Source organism: Rhodopseudomonas sp. BAL398 (assembly GCF_033001325.1).
Taxonomy (GTDB): domain Bacteria; phylum Pseudomonadota; class Alphaproteobacteria; order Rhizobiales; family Xanthobacteraceae; genus JARJEH01.
On record NZ_CP133111.1, the window covers coordinates 80,665 to 98,883 of the forward strand.

The 18,219-nt window shown below is 60.5% G+C and carries 14 protein-coding genes and 1 pseudogene; 10 read left to right on the forward strand and 5 right to left on the reverse strand.

Annotated features, from left to right (window positions below; translation table 11 throughout):
• Positions 1-99 precede the first annotated feature (99 nt).
• On the reverse strand, positions 100-477 hold the full coding sequence (locus RBJ75_RS00390; RefSeq protein ID WP_044409273.1) for a DUF2958 domain-containing protein: 378 nt from the start codon (positions 475-477) through the stop codon (positions 100-102).
• Entirely contained in the window at positions 474-1,418 is a 945-nt protein-coding gene (locus RBJ75_RS00395; protein ID WP_044409276.1) for an ArdC family protein, read from the reverse strand. Before RBJ75_RS00395 ends, RBJ75_RS00390 begins: the two co-directional genes overlap by 4 nt.
• A gap of 504 nt (positions 1,419-1,922) precedes the next feature.
• On the opposite strand from RBJ75_RS00395, the gene RBJ75_RS00400 reads away from it, so the two are divergent.
• Genes RBJ75_RS00400 through RBJ75_RS00425 form a run of 6 tightly spaced genes read left to right on the forward strand, consistent with a single transcriptional unit; the run spans position 1,923 to position 6,395 of the window.
• A complete protein-coding gene (locus tag RBJ75_RS00400; RefSeq protein ID WP_044409278.1) occupies positions 1,923-2,228 on the forward strand; it encodes a hypothetical protein in 306 nt (101 codons plus the stop codon).
• Positions 2,225-2,590, forward strand: a complete 366-nt coding sequence (locus RBJ75_RS00405; RefSeq protein WP_044409281.1) for a helix-turn-helix domain-containing protein — start codon at positions 2,225-2,227, stop codon at positions 2,588-2,590. The genes RBJ75_RS00400 and RBJ75_RS00405 overlap by 4 nt, the downstream gene beginning before the upstream one ends.
• Positions 2,590-3,474, forward strand: a complete 885-nt coding sequence (locus RBJ75_RS00410) for an ImmA/IrrE family metallo-endopeptidase (RefSeq protein WP_044409282.1) — start codon at positions 2,590-2,592, stop codon at positions 3,472-3,474. The genes RBJ75_RS00405 and RBJ75_RS00410 overlap by 1 nt, the downstream gene beginning before the upstream one ends.
• Positions 3,467-4,321, forward strand: a complete 855-nt coding sequence (locus tag RBJ75_RS00415; protein WP_044409283.1) for a thymidylate synthase — start codon at positions 3,467-3,469, stop codon at positions 4,319-4,321. The genes RBJ75_RS00410 and RBJ75_RS00415 overlap by 8 nt, the downstream gene beginning before the upstream one ends.
• The gene (locus tag RBJ75_RS00420; RefSeq protein WP_234707375.1) at positions 4,318-5,472 is read left to right on the forward strand and encodes a nucleotide kinase domain-containing protein; all 1,155 of its coding nucleotides are present in this window, start codon (positions 4,318-4,320) and stop codon (positions 5,470-5,472) included. The genes RBJ75_RS00415 and RBJ75_RS00420 overlap by 4 nt, the downstream gene beginning before the upstream one ends.
• 17 nt (positions 5,473-5,489) lie before the next feature.
• Complete coding sequence (locus RBJ75_RS00425; RefSeq protein WP_044409291.1) at positions 5,490-6,395, forward strand: nucleoside triphosphate pyrophosphohydrolase family protein; 906 nt, start codon at positions 5,490-5,492, stop codon at positions 6,393-6,395.
• A gap of 2 nt (positions 6,396-6,397) precedes the next feature.
• Here the strand turns inward: RBJ75_RS00425 and acpS are convergent, their stop codons facing one another.
• Positions 6,398-6,817 (reverse strand): holo-ACP synthase, encoded by a 420-nt coding sequence (acpS, locus tag RBJ75_RS00430; RefSeq protein WP_234707376.1) that lies wholly within the window; start codon positions 6,815-6,817, stop codon positions 6,398-6,400.
• A 54-nt stretch (positions 6,818-6,871) separates the two neighbouring features.
• On the opposite strand from acpS, the gene RBJ75_RS00435 reads away from it, so the two are divergent.
• The 3 genes from RBJ75_RS00435 (at position 6,872) to RBJ75_RS00445 (ending at position 13,706) form a co-directional block, all read left to right on the forward strand.
• Positions 6,872-9,007: a metallophosphoesterase gene (locus RBJ75_RS00435; RefSeq protein WP_276156983.1), complete on the forward strand. Its 2,136-nt coding sequence runs from the start codon at positions 6,872-6,874 to the stop codon at positions 9,005-9,007.
• Between the two features lie 165 nt (positions 9,008-9,172).
• Entirely contained in the window at positions 9,173-10,096 is a 924-nt protein-coding gene (locus RBJ75_RS00440) for an aminotransferase (protein WP_234707377.1), read from the forward strand.
• The gene (locus tag RBJ75_RS00445; protein WP_044409298.1) at positions 10,089-13,706 is read left to right on the forward strand and encodes a DEAD/DEAH box helicase; all 3,618 of its coding nucleotides are present in this window, start codon (positions 10,089-10,091) and stop codon (positions 13,704-13,706) included. The genes RBJ75_RS00440 and RBJ75_RS00445 overlap by 8 nt, the downstream gene beginning before the upstream one ends.
• Positions 13,707-14,393: 687 nt before the next feature.
• Here the strand turns inward: RBJ75_RS00445 and RBJ75_RS00450 are convergent.
• Both RBJ75_RS00450 and RBJ75_RS00455 read right to left on the reverse strand, forming a co-directional pair.
• A complete protein-coding gene (locus RBJ75_RS00450; protein WP_044409295.1) occupies positions 14,394-16,508 on the reverse strand; it encodes a protein-disulfide reductase DsbD family protein in 2,115 nt (704 codons plus the stop codon).
• 118 nt (positions 16,509-16,626) lie between these two features.
• The gene (locus RBJ75_RS00455; RefSeq protein ID WP_044409296.1) at positions 16,627-17,331 is read right to left on the reverse strand and encodes a DUF1223 domain-containing protein; all 705 of its coding nucleotides are present in this window, start codon (positions 17,329-17,331) and stop codon (positions 16,627-16,629) included.
• A 352-nt stretch (positions 17,332-17,683) separates the two neighbouring features.
• Here RBJ75_RS00455 and RBJ75_RS00460 point away from each other — a divergent pair.
• Positions 17,684-18,204, forward strand: a pseudogene (locus RBJ75_RS00460) (DNA-binding domain-containing protein); the annotation flags it as partial.
• Positions 18,205-18,219: the final 15 nt, after the last annotated feature.

The window sequence follows — 18,219 nt, forward strand, 5'->3', positions numbered from 1 at the left end:
TCTCTCGGCTTGAAACCCGTCACGGAAACAGGGCGCAGCCCTCTCACTCTCCTGTGCCTGGCCGGAGCCTTGCACGAAGGTTACGGTCTGAGCGCCACGTCACCGCCGCGACTGCATTACCGCCGCAGCTCCCTCCAGCAGATCTCCGCGTTCGACAATGTGGCCGGTCAGGCGCGCCGCCTCGGTATAGACCGATATCGGGAACATGGCCTGAAACAGGATGTCGCGTTCGAGCCCGAGACCGAACGGCAGGCGCACCGAGGTGAATTCGGCAAGGCTGCAGGAGCCCAGCTCCGGACATCCGAAACCGAGATCGGCAAGGCCGAACAGCGTGTCGCCGTCCGCCTCCATCTCGGTGATGAGCCAGGTGCCCGCGCCGACTGGATTGAAGAATTTCACCACGGGCACATGATCGATATCGCGCTGCCGCCCATTGGCGAGCAGCCGGTCGCGCAGATCGTCGGTCAACAGGATCATGCCACCCTCCTGTCGCGAGATGTCTCGACCGCATCCGGTGCGAACGCCAAAAGCCAGTCGGCGGCCTTGCCAGCCTGGCTGGCGGCGCGAACGATGGCGCGGTTGTCCTCGCGCAGCACTTCGAGCCAGGAGCCGATATAGTCGGCGTGCCGGACGGTCGGCGCGATGCCGAGCGAAGCGCAGCAGAACGCAGCGTTTATCTCGGCGATGAGCTCCTCGAAGGCGTACTTCTTCGTACCGAACGAACCCGAGAAGTCGCGACCCAGACGCGAGGGATGGCCTGTCGCGTGGCCCATCTCGTGCAGCGCGGTGCGGTGCCAATTGATGGATTCAAAATAGGCCTGCGGCGGCGGCACCTGCACATAGTCATGGGCCGGCACGTAGAAGGCCCGGTTGCCGCCGATGCGGAAATCGATGCCGGTCGCGGCGATCAGCGCTTCCACGCGCGGTTCGATCAGGCCCGTCGGCACGGGCGGCGCGGCGGTGGCCACATCCTCGGGCAGGTTCTCGCACTGATCGGTGTTGAAGACGGTGAAACGCTTCAGGAACGGGATCGCCTGGGCGTCCTCGCCAGTCTCGCGCGCCCGGCGCTTCTCATCCTCCGGCACGAAGCGGTCGGCATAGACGACGGTGGTGCCGCGTTCGCCCTTGCGGACATTGCCGCCGAGCGACAGCGCCTGGCGGAAGGTCAGCCAGCTCTGGCCGGAAAAGCCGCGCTCGATCACGGCGCCCCAGAGGAGCAGGACATTGATGCCCGAATACTGACGATCAGTGGAGGCATTCTTCGGTAGGCCAAGCGGTGCCTTCGCGGCGGCCGTTCCCCAGGGCTGAACCCAGGGCACCCGGCCGGCCTCCAGCTCGGCGATGATCTTGTCGGTGATTTCGGAATAAAGATTGCTCCGGTCGCGCCGGGCGCCGGATTTGCGGTTGTGTCTGGACATTGCGGGTCTCCGCGACGGGCGCCGGAGGCCTCTCCTCCGGTCCTCATCCCGTCACGGCAAACCCGTCCGCACTCTCGCTCTAAAAGGGGGGCGTTGCGGGGGAATCCCCCCGCTCGAAGGGGTCGGCCGAGACTACAGGCTCGGCCGCAGGGGAAGGCCTTCCCCTCCCGAGGCCAAGCCGCACTCACTCGCATGGCGACGCGGCGCGACAGCTTGCTCGTACCGTCGAATGAGCCGCCAATAGAAACCGCGAGATATTCGATCACCAATCATAAACTCCTCGTTTCCTTGCCTTCGGGCACTCGCGTGAAAATCTTCAGGGACATGGCGAGCAGCCAATTAACTGACACTTCTCAAGCCTTGCACCAGCAGAGAGGTTTCTTGGCAGAGGCTCTGTTTTCGCAGCCTCTGATTGTTCCTCCCGGATGGTGAGAGGGCTGGGGGGTCTTGACGCTGACATTTGGTAAGATTATCTTACGTCTTATCGAGTAATGGAGATGTCCCATGGATCCCGCTGTGCTGAAAGAGAAGCTGATCACCGTCCTCGGCCAGATTCAGGCCGACAGCGGCCTTGAATGTCCGTCGCTCACGGGCGCTACGAAACCGGTCGAGAACCTGCCCAAGTTCGACAGCAAGGTCTGGCCTGTCGCAACCACCATCCTTGCTACCGAGATCGGCGAGACGATCCCGAACGACGTGAATATTTTCGTCGATGAAACGACCAAGCTTCCGCGCTCCATCGACGAGACTGCCGTCTTCGTCTGCGAGATGCTCAAGAAGCAAAACGAGAAAGAAGCGGCCGCAGCATGACCGAGATCGAGTCGGCGAAGCGGACCCAGATCGCTGAGCGGCTGAAAGAGGCGCGCAAGCTCGCGGGTGTGTCGCAAGGCCACGTCGCGAAGATGCTCGGCCTGCATCGCCCTTCTATCAGCGAGATGGAAGCTGGCAATCGGCGCGTGTCGGCCGACGAACTCGCTCGGCTTGCTGAGATCTATGACGTGAGCGTTGCTTGGCTCCTCGGAGAGGCGCCCGACACGTTAGACGCCCGGGATCCGCGACTGGAGCTTGCAGCGCGCGAGCTCTCAAAACTCAAGCCTGACGACCTGGAACGCCTGCTGAAGCTGTTGGCTGCCATGCGCAGCGATTCCACAGCGAACGGAGGCAACCGCTGATGAGCCTGCCCCGCAACGCGAAGCCCAGCTTTAGCCGCCGAACCCTTGCGACGCAGGCCATGCAGGCCGCAACGGAGGCTCGGGCAAAAGTCAAGCTAGATCAGACTAGTCCGATCTGCATCTACGGACTATGCGAGAAGCTGGGCGTCACGGTGCGTTTCAACAACATCAACATGGAAGGGATGTATCAACGCGGTACTCCCCCGCGCATACATCTTTCTGCCAGACGGCCTTTGCCGCGTCGAGCCTATAACTGCGCGCATGAGCTCGGCCATCATGTGTTCGGACACGGCTCGTCGATCGACGAGCTGCGCGAGGACGCAAAGTCCCACCCATGGGAAGACCCGAAGGAGTTTCTCGCCGACACCTTTGCCGGTTTCATCCTTATGCCCATAATCGGTTTGCGCCGCGCATTTTCGATCCGAGGCTGGGCACCAGAAACTGCCACACCGTCGCAAGTTTTCACCATCGCCTGCGACTTCGGCGTCGGCTACGCGACGCTTGTGACCCACCTTTCGGCGGGTGTGAATTTAATATCCCGCAGTCGCGCTTCCGTGTTGCAGCGCGCCACACCTAAGGCTTTGCGCACGGAAATTCTTGGCGCGCTGGTGCCCGAACCGTTGATTGTGGCCGATGGTCGTGGTGCCGCGCCGACCTTGGACGCAGAGGTTGACATGCTACTGCTCCTGCCACTCGGCACCGAGGTGACGGGCAGCGGACTCTCCTTCGAACGCGACTTGGAGTCAGGCCGCCTGTTCCGGTCGGTCAAGCCCGGGATATTTCAGGCAAGGGCGAACGACTGGACCGTGTTCGTGCGCATCGCCCCAAATGGCTATGTCGGTCTCGCGCAGTACCGCCATCTTGAGGAGGACTCGGATGAGTAAGGCCAAAACGCTCGAGTCGCCGCCACCGTTGGTAATCGACGACACAAACCTTTCGCGCGCTTGGGCGCGCCTGCTCCTGCAGGTTCTTGAGGGCTCCGGCACCGAGGTCGCACCGTTAATTCTGAGCCTGACCGGTTTCGCTGAGAGCGGCGCCTCTTCCGAAGAACCAACTGTACGCCAAGCGCTGGACCGGCTGCTCGAGCGCAAGGGGCGGCTCGTGGTGGACGATGTTGCGTTCACCATCTTTCCGCAACGTCTATGGGAAATGTCGCGCGGCGACCGGACCCGCCTTTTCGCACTCTATCGCGCGACATTCCCGCGCTGGCAGGCGATGAACCGTAAAGCCAATGGCCGTGGCCTGTATTTTGAGCGCATGGTCATGTACGGGCGCGGTCCCTGCGATGGCAATCAACTGGAGTGGATTTTGTCTCAATTCAATTCGCGTACCGGCGTGCGACGCTCGATGTTGCAAGCCACCACCTTCGATCCGGGTCGCGACCATGTTGCGAGCGCCCAGCTCGGTTTCCCTTGCCTGCAGCAGGTCAGCTTCGAGCCGACCCCGGCGGGGTTGGTCACTAACGCATTCTACGCGACCCAGCAGATCTTCGACAAAGCCTATGGGAACTATCTGGGCCTGGCTCAGCTTGGCGCCTTCATGGCCCATGAGATGGGCATGCCGCTCGCGCGCCTGAACGTCATGGTCGGAATCGCCAAACTGGAGCGAATAACAAAGAGCGATGCAGATTTAGCACCGCTGGTCGACGCCGCCCACGCGCTGGTGGCCCCTGCCGCCGCGCCCGCGACACGCCCAGCTGTCGCCAGTGCGCCCGCAGGAGCTACGCTTTGAATTCGAAGTTACCCAAGAACAAAACGAAACGTACGCGCGGCCACCCATCAAGGTCTCATTCCAGCGGAGCCACCGCACCGCTGCCGATGGATCTCCCCGTCGACTTCGGCCCGACGAAGACGTCAGCCACGCCCATGCCGATCGTGCTGTCACATCTCGCACCGGCTAAGGTGTCCGAAGTCTACGAGAGCTACTGGCGCTTCGCCGCCGAAAGACAGGAGGTATTTTTTCGTCGTGCACGTGCAGAGACACGCCCATGGACGGACAATCCTGTGCTCGCTAACTACAAGTTTACCAACGCCTATCGCGCATCTGATCGGGTCAGCCAGTATCTCATACGGCATGTCATCTATCGCGACGACCTGCCGAGTACGCCCCGCGAGGTATTCTTCCGCATTTTGCTGTTCAAGCTGTTCAACAAGATCGAAACTTGGGAACTTCTTGAAAGCTCCCTCGGCCCGATCCTCTTCGAGGATTATCAGTTTGCTGCCTATGACAAGATTCTCTCGCGCGCGATGCGGGCCGGTCAGCGCATTTACTCAGCGGCCTACATCATGCCGCCAGGAAGCCGGGCTTTCGGACGCTCAGCCAAGCATCAGAACCATCTGTTGCTGCTCGAACGCATGATGGCCGACCGGCTAGCTGATCGGCTGGCGCAAACACGCACGATGCAGGAGGGTTTCGAGAAGCTGCGCGCCTACCCGACGATTGGCGACTTCCTTGCCTATCAATTCATCACCGACATCAATTACAGCGAGCTCACCGATTTCAGTGAGATGGATTTCGTCGTGCCCGGCCCAGGCGCGCGCGACGGCCTGCGCAAATGTTTCGTGGATCCTGGTGGTCTGAACGAGCCAGAGCTTATCCGGCTGATGGCCGACTTACAGGAGCACGAGTTCGAACGCCTGGGCCTCAGCTTTCAGTCACTCTGGGGCAGGCGTCTTCAGTTGATCGACTGCCAGAACCTGTTTTGCGAAGTCGACAAATACGCGCGCGTGGCACACCCGCAGATAGCGGGAAAGACCGGCCGCGTCCGCATCAAGCAGAAGTTCAATCCGATCCCAGAGCAGATTGACCTCTTCTATCCACCTAAATGGAAGCTCAACGACAAGATCCACGTCGACGTGCCGCTACGCATCGCGATGGAGTGACGCCGAAGGAGGCAAGCATGGATTTCAACAGCTACCAGATGGAGGCACTGCGCACCGACCGCGTACCGGTCCAGAGCGGCGCTGAGGATGCCGCAGCGCTGATTGTGCCCATGCTAGGCCTCGCCGGTGAAACCGGTCAGCTTCTCAGCGAGTATAAGAAGCATTTGCGCGACGGCGAGGCCCATCGCCTGTTTAAGGAGCGTGTGTCCGAAGAGTTGGGCGATCTGCTTTGGTACACCGCCAATGTCGCCAGCAAGTTCGATCTCTCGCTTTCCGATATAGCCGCCGCCAACCTCGCCAAGGTCAAGCAGCGCTGGGCAAGCGAACGCATCGAACCGCTTTCCTTCGACGCAGATCTACCCGAAGGTGAACGCTTGCCCCGGCGGTTTGAAGTCGAACTTGTCGACATTGACGGCGAAACGCGTCAGCAAGTGCGTGTCTTGATCGACGGTAAGCCGTTTGGCGCGGAGCTTACCGACAACGCCTATGATCCCGATGGCTATCGCTTCCACGACGTCTTCCATTTTGCCTATGCCGCCGTCTTGGGCTGGTCGCCAATCACGCGTGCGCTGCTCCGGCGCAAGCGCAAAAGCCAGCCGCTGCTCGACGAAGTGGAGGACGGTGGGCGCGCGGCTGTCATCGAAGAAGGCGTATCGGCGCTTACGTTCGACTATGCACGTCGCCATCGGTTTCTTGAAGGTGTCGCTGCGCTCGACTTCCAGCTCTTGCGCACGATCAAGGACATGACTTCTCACCTCGAAGTGCGCCAGTGCACGACCGGTGAGTGGGAGAAAGCAATCCTGCAGGGCTTCGACGTTTGGCGGGCGGTGCTCGCTGCGCGCGGCGGCCGTATAGCCGTCGATCTCGATGCGCGGCGCATCACATTCCTCGGCCCTTCGAAGAGTCATGAGCCGCGCACGTGAAGTTAGCGCCCCAAAGCGAGAACGCTCGCCATCGCCAAGCCACCTGCGTGGCTGATACTGAGCCGCCAGTCGGTCACTCCCAGGGCGTCTGCTGCCTTTGCGGCACCCCCGACGAGTTGGACTTGGGGAGCAGCCCCTGGCGTACGGTGGATCACCACATCAGTGAACGAGACGCCCGCACCGAAGCCGGTTCCAAGTGCTTTGAGTACGGCCTCCTTTGCGGCGAACCGCCCCGCCAGTCGCTCGATTCGATCAGGGCCGTCACCGATTTCCTCCAGTTCGCGCTGCGCGAAGCAACGCGGAATCAGCGGATCGCGTGGATCTTCGATCCAGCGCTGCAGTTCAGCAACCTCAACGAGGTCGATTCCGTGCCCGATTACATTCACGTCTGCCAGCGAGCTCCCGACAAGGCTATCCGACAACACAACTTCCCAACACTATAGGCCACCATGTCCAGTTCAGCGACATTTCTCCATTTGACCGATGCCCATCTTGCGGCGGCTGGCGTAGCGTTCGAGCGCGATGACCATAAGGTCACCATTCCTGGCATTGAGCAGGAAACACGCGAACAGGCACTTGAGTTAACGCTCAGCCGGCTAGCTGAACGGCTGACCCACAGCGGTCGGTCCTTGGATGGGGTTTTGTTTTCTGGGGATGCGCAGGATCGGGGGAAGCCAGGTGGACACCAGCTTCTACTCGATCTTGTTCTTCGCTATTTCGGACCCTTGGGCGTGACGACTGGAAACATCGTTGCTGTTCCGGGCAATCATGATGTGCCGCGCGCAAGCCCACCAGGTTCAAGCGTTCGGTATGAGGCCTTTACGGATGTTTGGCGAAAGGCAGGATGCGTCACGCCGTGGCTTGATGGCGTTGATGTGTCCACGAGCGACGGTGGCCCCCACCGACTAGTCAGCGGCGACAGCCTTTGGGCTGTGTTTCCGATCAACACCAGCAACTGGTCGCATGTAACTCGCACGTTACCTGAGCCGCTCGCGAGCGCATGGGAAGATCTACCAAAATTTGCTGCTAATGGGGATGCCTCAAAAGAGGCGAAGCTTCGCGCCCAGCTAGACGAGCTGGCGCATTATGACATGGCCCGTGTATCGGGAGCGCAGCTAGAGATTCTACGTGGATTGGTCGAAAGCACCTCGCAACCTGCCGCTGGACGACAGCTCAGGATCGCGTTGCTTCACCATCATCTCCGAGCGCCGAGCTTGCGAGAGGAGTTGAAGCCGTTTGCGGATGTTTCGAATTTGGAGCAAGTTCGTAGCTTTCTGCGCGACCGTGGATTCGCGGTCGTCGTGCATGGCCACAAGCACGAGCAGGCAGCTCAGTTCGAACATATCTATGACGAAGATGGCGATAAGGACCACCGCACTCTCGTGATTTCAGGCGCAACGTTTGAGCCCGGCAGGGAACTAGATGCTGCACGTCTCATTACGATTACGGGCATGCCCAATGGCCCGGCGATTGCTATCGAGCCCGTGCCTGTTCCGCGCGGCGGTGTGGACCCTCGTGACCCGCCATCCATCATTCGCAGGATTTGGTCGACAGACGTTGTCCCAGGCGCACCGACGGTCGTTCAGGGGAGTGATCTAGATGAGGTCTATGATCGGGTTTGCGAAGCGGCCGAAAGGGACGCCGCGAACGGCACATTGGTCGTCCACCTTGACTTGCCAACGGGTACAGCCGGAGAATTGCCCCTCCCGTCAAATTACCCTCTACCGGAGCCGATGGATGAGGCCGAGCGTCGACGGTGGCTGAAGGAGCTTGTTTCGTGGTGGCAGCTTGAGCGCTCTGGCCTCGAACACCGCATGCCGTTCGTGCATGGAACCCGGCTCCGCCGCTTCGGTGGCAAGATCAACCAGGTAGAGCGGGTCATCAAGCTGCTCAAGACGAAGGCGAGCACGCGTGCGCTCGCGGTGCTGATCGATCCATTTCGGGACTTCACGGCGGATGGTGTGGACGAGGAGTTCGCGTCATTCTGCTTGGTGGAATTCAAACGCCGAGAGTTAGGGGGAGCGCAACGCGCAGTAGATGTCATCGCGTTTTATCGCGCGCAGGAATTTGCTCGGTGGTGGCCGATCAATATTGCCGAGATGCGTCACCTTCAGTGGGAGATCTGCATGGCGCTTGGATTTCTGCCAGGCCGGATCACCACGATTACTGCCGATGCCCGTACACACTCACGTTCGCCCACGCAGGTTGCCATGCCGATTATCGATCGGTGGCTGGATCAGGCACCCGAGCGACTTCATTTGCTGGCGAACGCATTGGTGCAAGGCAGTGTCCGCGAGGGTGCCCAGCGGGATGCGGTACGCGGATGGGAACGCACGCTCGCCGACCTCGAGGCGACCGCAACGGAGTACAATCCAGACGGTCTCCCGCTCGCGATCGAAGGCCTCAAGCTTTTGGCTTCGTACCTTGAGGTCGTTGACGAAGACGCAACTCTCAATGGCTTCGTTCGTGTTCTAAGGCGGCTCGCCCGCGACAATGAGGGTTTCGAGGAGGGTACGCGCAGCAAAATAGAGTTCGATCGGTGGGCGCCGAGTGCATTGGATGCGGTCTTGGAGTTGCGTGCGCTCACCCACAAGCGACTAGGAAACCAATAACGGGGAAAGCGCCTTCGGGTCGGGAGTGCAGGAGGGCAGTAAATGGGCAGTGAGCATTGACGATCTCAACAGGATCGATAATCAAGCGAGCATTGCTGTGCGTATCGTTCGGCTGGGGGAGGGATGCACACTTGTTCACCACCGCATGACGCTCTTGAAGAATGGTTGGAGGACCACCCTTCAACCAACGGCAAGTTCGGCCACCTGCTGCTTTTGCAGAAGGAGATCGACCGTGAAGCGATATGCCAGGCTCTACGTCCCTATTTTGAATCAGCCCACCTTGATGCGCGGCAGGTTTTCCATGCTGATATCGGTATTGACCTTCACCCGGACGCCGGTGATGGCGACGAAAGGCCCATAGAGTACCCCGGCTGTCTTCCCAGCACGACGCGGAAAGGTCTGTTTGGTGAAGTGATGGCCGGGCTTGTCACCGAGGGCTATGAACTGGTTGGCGCGCATGACTGGTGCGTGCCGATTTTTCTGTTCCGCTATCACGAGGATGCGCGGAACTACCTCTTCGCGCTGGCCCGCAATCCGGAAAGAAAGCGGCAGACGATCGGACGCCTTGGTTCTGATTTCATTGGCTTGCTCCTGGACGAGGATGGCGCCGTTGTCAGGTTCATCGCGGGTGAGGCCAAATGGCGGAAGACGCTGACCCAGTCGGCGGTTGACGCAGTTATGTACGGCAAGAAGGTTGCCAATCCTGCCGGCGGCGCGAAAATCCACTCCGGGAAGGGCGTCTGGAACGACGTGAATAATGATCCGCCTGTCCCAATAGGCGTACGCCAACTTATGAGGCTTTTGCAGGAGCACGACCCCGACGGCTACGATGCGGCAATACTGTCGATGGAACGGGCTTTGGTCGTAAATGACCCCGAGCCGCTTCCCAGGACCGACCTTATCATCATCGTCGGCAACGGCGCTGCCACGCGCGAAAAAATGAACTGCCTTCTGCCATTCAAGGAAATGCCCGACGACTATACCGCAGGACACGATCTGCAACTTGTGGAAGTCATCCTCGAAGACGGCGAGGAATTGATCGGCTCTCTCTATGAGAGCCTTTGGTCTGATGGAGGCGGTGATGCCTGAACTGGACCAGGATCGGCTGGAAATCGCTGAACAGCTTCGACGCGAGGTCGCGCCGGAGGACACGCTAACACCCATTCAGGCGCGATCGTTCGTGCGAGGATTGCAGACCGCATGGGAAGTGCCGATCATTCAATGGGGCACTGCGGAATCCCGAAGTCAACTCTATGATGCGCGGCGCCTGCTCGATGCCGCCGCCATCTTCCGCAAGGTCGAAGGCGAAGCTTCCGCGAATGCAATCCTGTGTTATCGCCGCGCTGGCGAGCTATTGGAATGGCTCACACGCGCCAACGACGATCTGGAAACATTTGTGCCGCTGGAATTGTTGGCGGCAGCATCATACCAACTTGGCGGCTTGCCGGCGATGTCGGCTGCGCTGCTTGGGCAGGTGCGCCTCGACAGCGCCGGAAGGCGACTCTATGCACGGTTCCTGCGCGCCGACTTTGATGGCGTAATCCGCACCGTTACCGCGTTCTGGCGTGATCATCTGGACATCACCGACCGGGAGGCCCCCGGACGCCTGCTCGGTGATGACGGTGAGGACAAGGTTAGCTGGTATTTCACGGTCGAACTGATCCGTGCGCTCGGCGCCATTGCTGACGCCTTGCGCCGCGGTGATGATCAGCGCCTTGACCGCGCGCTCGCCAAGCTATCCGCACTCGACAAGATGGCCGTGCGCACCCTGGGTGACGATGCGTCTGCCCTTGTGGCGCTCTTGTATCAGGTTGCGATTACATATCGGGACGCAAGCATCTATACGCCGGTTCGCGCACTTGGCGCTCTTAATCCTGAACGTGCGTCACGCCTTGAGGCCTTTGCCCGAACCCAGTTCAGCCGCAAGCGCGGCATTCTCTGGACCTCGCAGCGGCACGGCATAGCGCGGCTTCTCGAAGAATCATCATTTGCCTTATGCACGCCCACCGGCTCCGGGAAGACGCTGGTTGCCAATCTCGCGCTCGTCAAGGAGCTGCTTCTGCGGGAAGAGCAAGATCCCGCGCCGCTCGCCTTGTATCTGGTTCCCTCAAGAGCGCTGGCAGGCGAAGTGGAGGCAAAGCTGACGGGGGAACTTGGCCGCGACCTCATCGTGACAGGCCTCTATGGCGGTTCGGATTGGGGGGTGACCGACTATTGGCTTGATGCAGACAGGCCAACTGTCCTCATAGCGACGGTCGAGAAGGCCGATGCCCTAATGCGCTATCTCGGCCCGCTATTGTTGCGCCGCCTGCGGCTCTTAATCGTCGATGAAGCCCATCAGGTCGTTCCCGAGGATAATGAACGGACGCAAGCGGATTTCGCAGAACATTCCAACCGCTCAATTCGGCTTGAAGGATTTGTGTCACGCCTGCTGGCTCAATCTCCGGATATAGTCAGGATTGCGCTGACAGCCGTGGCTGGCGGAGCCGCGTCTCCGGTTGCACGCTGGATCGAGGGTCGTGAGGATGCGCAGGCAGTCGGAACGCGCTACCGGAGCACAAGGCAGATTGTCGGCGTTTTCGAGACGGCATATGGCAGTTCCGGCCGGATGCTGCTTGAACTAATGAACGGGCGGCCGTTGTTTGTGCGTGGACGCGACGAACCCGTTTATCTGCGCCTCGGCACGCCGCCGATGCCTGACCTATCGGCGGCGATGCGCCACAGCATTTATCGATTCAATGAACTGGACGTTCTGTGGACTGCGCTGCATCTCATCGACGATGACCGTCGCATCCTCATTTCGGTTGCCCAGCAGCCAGAAAAGACCATGGGGTGGTACAAGGATGCTTTGGAACTCGAAAGCTGGCAGGACGCGCTGACCTTTGAACCTCCCGAGGACGACGAGGGACGCGCCCGTTTTGATGAGACAAGAGCGGCCTGCATAGACTATTGCGGTGAGGATTCCTACGAGCTCGCACTGCTCGACCAGGGCATTGCTACTAACCACGGGCAGATGCCACAGCGCCTCAGAAGGCTTATGACCGACCTCATCGACCGGGGAATTTGCCCGATCACGGTGGCCACCGCAACTTTGACAGAAGGCGTCAATCTTCCATTCGACATCATCTTTCTCACGGCGTTGAAACGCCGGACATACGATCCGGTGAACAACACCCCCGTTGAAACGCCGATGTCCGCGGCTGAATTCCGCAATCTGTCGGGCAGGGCCGGACGGCCGGGCGCGAGCAATGGTATGGAAGGCATCACACTGGTTGCCATACCCAGGCGGCCTGCATCGACTGCGCCTAAACAGATTCCCTTGCAGCGCCGCCAGATTCGCGCCCTTCGCGATGATTACGACGCGCTCAGGCGCAGGCTCCTCGCGGAAGAACTTGAGCAGGCCGAAGTCGATAGCCCGCTGGCATTGCTGCTGCAGAGCATTGCAGATCGCGTGCGGGACTTGCTTGGATTGCAGGGCGACGCCTTTCTGGAATGGCTTGAAGCCGCAATCCCTCCGGATATCAGCGATGAGGCGGGCCGTGCCGAAACCTCCGAAGAAAGCCGGCTCGCCGATAGCGTGGATGAACTCGACGGGATACTCCTGAGCGCCATCGAAGAAATCGAGCGCCTGCGGGCAGAAGGGCTGGAAGGAGCGGCAGCCGAAGACGCATTGATGCAGCTTTGGCGCAGGACCTTCTCCGCTTACGCAGCAGCCCAGGAAGAATGGCTGGAGCGTGCATTCGTACGCCGTGGACGCGCCATCATCGACGACATTTATCCCGATGCCGAGGAACGCAGCCGGTTATACCAATATGGTTTCACGCCGTATGTCGGGCGGCGGTTTGAAGCAATCGCACCGGATATGAGGGCCGTGATCGAGGCGGCGCAGGACTATGGCAGCGCAACCGCTGAAGACCGTCTTGCCGTCTTCGTCGCGCTTGGCGAACTCATTGCCGCCGATCGTGGGTACGGCTTTCGTGTTCGAGCCACCGAAACCGATCGGACGCTCCTCGAAAACTGGCAAGGCGTGCTGGGATGGTGGGTTCTGGCACCGGAGGCAGCCAGTCCCGATCCGAGCCGACTGCGTGCATGGCAGCGCTTTGTCGCTGATAACATTGAATTTCGGTTAGGCGTAGCAGTAGGCGCCGTAGTGGCACGGGCTTGGTCGGACGGTGCCGGTGATCCGCTGACTGTACCCTCTCTGGATGCTTGGCGTGAAACGACAGGACTGCCGTGGTTTGGCTTTTGGGCGCGGGAATTGCTGCGGTGGGGAACACTCGACCCGTTCGTCGCCTTCGCTCTCTCGCAAGGCTTGGCGCAGACCAGGGAAGCGGCTACCGCTCGGCGGGAGGAATATGAAACCTGGCTGGATGCAGAATATGACGATCTCGACGGCGAGGATTTTATCGATCCGCAGCTCTTCCTTGCCTGGGAACGCAGCCTGCCCCAGCCGGAACGCGCGGCAGGTCGCGGAAACAGAGTCCCGGCGGAGTTGACTGGCACAACAGGTGAGCGTGGCCGTTATCGCGTTGTCCCAATCCTCAGAGATGAAAGGATATGTTGGATAGACGCTGCTGGTTACGTATTGGCTGAGTCGAACAGAGAAGAGTCACCGTTCCGTGGCCGTCTTCACCGACAGGATTTCGAGCTTCGCACGAACGGTGAAGCCCCATTTGTGGAGCGCAGTTTCGGAGGCTAACAAATCCGACTTTGCGCATCAGACGGCCACTTTGAGCGAATGTCGGTATCGGTGGTTGCGAGTCCCCGCAACCAAGCTTCAAGCCCTTGAAAACGCTTCGTTTTCGAGGGCTTTTTGTTGTTCTCAATTTGACTGGAAATTCCACTCGTGGAAGCGCCGTGGAATCGGAAGGCAGAAAGTCGCAGCGTAAAATCGGCGAGGGCGGACGGGGCGCGATGACTCAATCGTGATCGCAAGTGGATGACGAGCGCCGCAACTCCCTTCAGGTCACGGCTCGTGTATTCAACGTACGCGCATCTCAAATTGACCGAGTCAGAAGGTCTCCCTGGTTTCAACCCATGTTTGAAGTCACGGGCGACGACATCGCCGCATTTCCGTAGACAAGCCTAGCTATCTATTGGAGGCAACTGGCTTGCGGGCTTCGACTTCGAGATCAGGGTGACCGCTCGCATTCCATCTCGACCATCAGCGCCGGTGAGCCGCCGCAACCTTCCGGCAATGTGGGATATGGCATCGCTCGGGTGGTCGCACTCAAAATCCGGAAGTAGTTCATTGGCCGCTTGGAGCGCCAGGCGGCCGTCCACGAACGCAACCCCAGGAACCCACAGCCTTAGCAGGTCGCCACGTCAGGGCGCACTGGAGACGATCGCTTTTGAAGACGTCGCCCTTCACCGCCATCGCCGGTGATCAGGAGCCGGAATTCGCAGATTTGCGAATGTGGTCACCGTCTGAAGCTTGGTCGATCGCCTGCAAGAGCGCGCTGGTGGTGAGCAGCTCGGGAAGGGCTTCGCCGTCCGGGCGTTGTGGTCCGTAGACCGCGTTGAAAGGAATGCCGTATCGTGCGAAGCGATGAAGATAATCGGCGATGGTAGGATTTGGCCGGCTCCAGTCGGCGCGCATTCTGATGACGTGCGACTGCTGCAGCCGCGCGCGAACCTCCGCGGTCTCCAGCACTCTCACGTCGTTGACCTTGCAAGTCAGGCACCATGTGGCGGTGACGTCCACCAATACGGTGTTGCCGCCGGCGATCAGTCCGGGCAGCGCATCCAAATCAAAAGCCTGCCATTCCTGCCCAGCCGCCGATTGCGAGACCGGCGTAGCTGCGGACAAACTGACGATGAGGGGCACGACCACCAGGCCGGCGGTGATAAACCCGGATCGGCGCGATGCGAGGGCGGCGATTTGGCCTCCCACCGGAGCACTGATCAGAGCGCGATAACCGAGCAAGCACGCCACCAGCGCGGCCGTGACGCCCGCCGTCCACGCGCCTGCCGTGCTCCACAGCACGTCGATCAGCCAAACGGCCGTCCCGAGCAACAGGATGCCGAGGAATTTGCGCACCACGAGCATCCACGGGCCGGGACGCGGAAGCCACCGAACGGACCCGGGAAACAATGCGGCCAGCCAATAGGGCGCGGCCATTCCGACGCCGAGGCACAGGAAGATTGCAAAGATCTCAAATGGCCCGCGCGCCAATGCAAAGCCCACGGCGGTGCCGACGAATGGTGCGGAGCAGGGCGTGGCCAATAGGGTTGCGAATACACCTGTGAGGAAGGCCTCGATCATGGGGCCGCCGGACCGTTTGGAGGCAACGTTCGCAATCGAGCTCGGCAGGCCGATCGGAAGCCAATCAAAGAAGCTCGCCGCGAACAAGACCGTTAGCATCGCCATTCCGGCCAGGAACCAAGGCTGCTGAAACTGGATGCCCCAGCCAAGCGTGGCGCCCGACCATTTCAATCCGACCAAGGCGGCGGCCAGCAGCATGAAGCTGAAGGTGATGCCGGAAGCCGTTGCGACCGAGCTCAAACGAATGTCCCGCAAACCGCCGCCGGCCTCGCGCGTAAATGCAAAGAGCTTGATTGAAAGCACCGGGAGGACGCAAGGCATGAGATTGAGGATCAGTCCTCCGAGCAAAGCCGAAAGCAGCGCGGCGAAGAACAGCGAGCTATTCTCGGAGTCGGGCGGTGCTTGGCCGGCCGGCACCTTGAATTCAGCGGCGCGATTTTCGTCGATCAGCGTCAATGTCAAGGGACGGTCAGCCGGCGGCAACGCTGCAAGCCGAACGGTCAGACTGGCGGTCTTGCCGGCGTCCCGCAGTTCCACTTTCGGTGCCGGCGGAATTCCATTCCCGGCGCCCTCGACAAACAGATCGGGCTCGACAAAACCTACGGACCTGCTCTTGAGATCGACCACGAGAGTGGGTTCTGATGGCGAGCCCACGAAACGCGTGCCATTGACATCGACACCGGCGGAATCCGGCGAACCTGGTACTTGCTTTTGAGCCGAACTGATCAACCCGGACTGAGCTGACTCGCCCTCGGCTCCGGTTCGCAACGCAAGAGCGAGCTCAGCCTGCAGCGGCACGCAGACATCCGAGCAGGCGGCATATGTGATCGACGCTCTGATCCGGGCCGCCGTGTCGGCTTGCTTCAGAACCAATTTGACCGGAAGAACCACGTGGTTTTCGTAGACGCTGTTCTGCAAGCCCTCAATGACGAGACGATGTGGAGCGGGCCAGGAGACTTCCTCGCCTGAAACATTTTCTGAAGCAGACCAATCAACCGTTGGTGGGATACCCGCGTCCCCTGGAGTCCGCCAATAACCATGCCATCCCTTGGCAAACCGAAACTCCAACCCCGCCTTGAGCGTAGAATGAGCACCGATACTATCCGTCGCTGTGATCAGGCGCACCGCCGCCCGGCTGTCCCCCACCCAATCGGTGGCAGCTGCTTCGGCGCTTCCGTTCGACAGGAACAATCCGGTCGTCAGTACAAGGAGGGTGGTCAGGCGAGCGAGGGCCATGAGGCGTCCAGTGCCGTCTAGATATCACAACATGTCATCGAATGACGGCCGGCCGGCACCAGCAGACGTACTTCGCGTCTGCGGTCGAGCCGGCCAGCTCGTACGACGTCTCTAACGTTTAGCTTGAGCCGCCCGCCAATCGGGAAGCTCCGATGATCTGGCCATCGGGCGCTTCGAGCACCACGGCGACGTCCTGCCCTTCGGGAAATCGCTCTTTGATCTGCAGCGGCGCGCCCGACCATTGGCCGACCGATCGAACCGATCTGACGATATTCGACTCCCGCAACGTTCTGCCGCTGTTTTCTCCCCGGCCGATCGCTGTCGTATGGTCGTGATCAAAGCCGATCAGAAGGACCTTCCCGGCACCAGAGCCGGAGCCGACCTGGATTGAAACCTGGTCCCCCCCGGTCTTCGTGACGCTTACTGACGTGGCGGTTCGACTTTCGTGTTTGGCCTTTTCGATCGCTGATCCAACATCACCGCGATGTGAGCCAACCAGCCCGGCGGCGCCATCGACAACGATCTCCGGCGTATAAGATCCGTCGCCGAAGCGATGGCCATATCGCTCCTGTCGATCCGTGGCGGCCTGCAGCGAATAGGGATCCTTCCATCCCAATCGATCCCAATAGGTGACGTGGAAGGCAAGCGGCAAGACGTCTCGGCGATCCCTGGACAGCTCATTGAGGTAAGCGTTCGCCGGCGGGCAAGATGAGCAACCTTGCGAGGTGTACAATTCGACGACGACGGGCCGTTCTGCGGCAAATCCAGAGAAGGGGTAGAGGCCCGCAATGAGGCCCAGTGACGTGAGCAAACGCGATAGCATGGTGATTCTCCCGTGTTGAGTTCGATCCATGTTCGCAAGAGGAGGCCGCTTTGTTACACTCGACGGCCGTCAGAGCCGTCTGCTGAAACAGGAGTAGCAGGTTCAATTCGGCGGATTGCGATCGAGTTTCTCGAATTGGCACGCAGTCAGAGCGTCGTCGGACAGTTCTGCCGAATACGATCCTCATTAAGGAAATCAACGATGTATGCCCGGGATCTGCAGGGGGCTCACTTGAGTACTGATCCACAATCCTGATCGCCGGACAGCCGTCGGGCCGCCTGGTTCACGACATCGGCATCCCATTCAACGATCGGAGCCGTCACCGGCTCCCGGCCTGGATGGGCATTGAGGCGTCACGGTCGGCCTGATCGATGCGCTCGCCGCGATCTATCCGGTTGGCCAGCGGATCACCGGCTTCGGATTCTTCCGCGCCACGGCTCGCCTTCATGTCCGTGCAACGCCGCCGAAATCGCCTCTACTGTTCGAATACGGCCGTGACTTCCCAGCCTTCGTCCAAAGCTTTGAACACGCACAGGACATGCCCCGGCTCGCCGATGCGGCTCGGATCGAGCGAGGCCGGCTCGGTGCCTATCATGCGGCAGATGCCCGCCCATGTCGGCCGACGAGCTTGCCGCCGTGCCGCCCAACAGGCTTGGTAGCCTGGCATTCGTGCCGCATCCTGCGACCCGCATCGTGCGATCTCGCTATCTGGCTTTCGCCATTTTCGCCGCGAACCGCGTCGGCCGCCCGGTCACGCCGTTTCGATCGAGCGCCGCCGCGGACACGCTTATCACCCGGAGGGAGATCGACGTCGCGGTCCGGCAGTTGCCGCCCGGCGTCGCCGCATTCCTGAGCAGACTGATCAAAGGGAAACATTGCAGGCGGTTG

What these genes read in the sequence shown, in the direction of transcription:
- RBJ75_RS00390 (WP_044409273.1), bottom strand. Translation starts at nt 477, where the DNA reads ATGATCCTGTTGACCGACGATCTGCGCGACCGGCTGCTCGCCAATGGG.
- RBJ75_RS00395 (WP_044409276.1), bottom strand. Translation starts at nt 1,418, where the DNA reads ATGTCCAGACACAACCGCAAATCCGGCGCCCGGCGCGACCGGAGCAAT.
- RBJ75_RS00415 (WP_044409283.1), top strand. Translation starts at nt 3,467, where the DNA reads ATGAGTAAGGCCAAAACGCTCGAGTCGCCGCCACCGTTGGTAATCGAC.
- RBJ75_RS00405 (WP_044409281.1), top strand. Translation starts at nt 2,225, where the DNA reads ATGACCGAGATCGAGTCGGCGAAGCGGACCCAGATCGCTGAGCGGCTG.
- RBJ75_RS00445 (WP_044409298.1), top strand. Translation starts at nt 10,089, where the DNA reads ATGCCTGAACTGGACCAGGATCGGCTGGAAATCGCTGAACAGCTTCGA.
- RBJ75_RS00455 (WP_044409296.1), bottom strand. Translation starts at nt 17,331, where the DNA reads ATGCTATCGCGTTTGCTCACGTCACTGGGCCTCATTGCGGGCCTCTAC.
- RBJ75_RS00450 (WP_044409295.1), bottom strand. Translation starts at nt 16,508, where the DNA reads ATGGCCCTCGCTCGCCTGACCACCCTCCTTGTACTGACGACCGGATTG.
- RBJ75_RS00425 (WP_044409291.1), top strand. Translation starts at nt 5,490, where the DNA reads ATGGATTTCAACAGCTACCAGATGGAGGCACTGCGCACCGACCGCGTA.
- RBJ75_RS00400 (WP_044409278.1), top strand. Translation starts at nt 1,923, where the DNA reads ATGGATCCCGCTGTGCTGAAAGAGAAGCTGATCACCGTCCTCGGCCAG.
- RBJ75_RS00410 (WP_044409282.1), top strand. Translation starts at nt 2,590, where the DNA reads ATGAGCCTGCCCCGCAACGCGAAGCCCAGCTTTAGCCGCCGAACCCTT.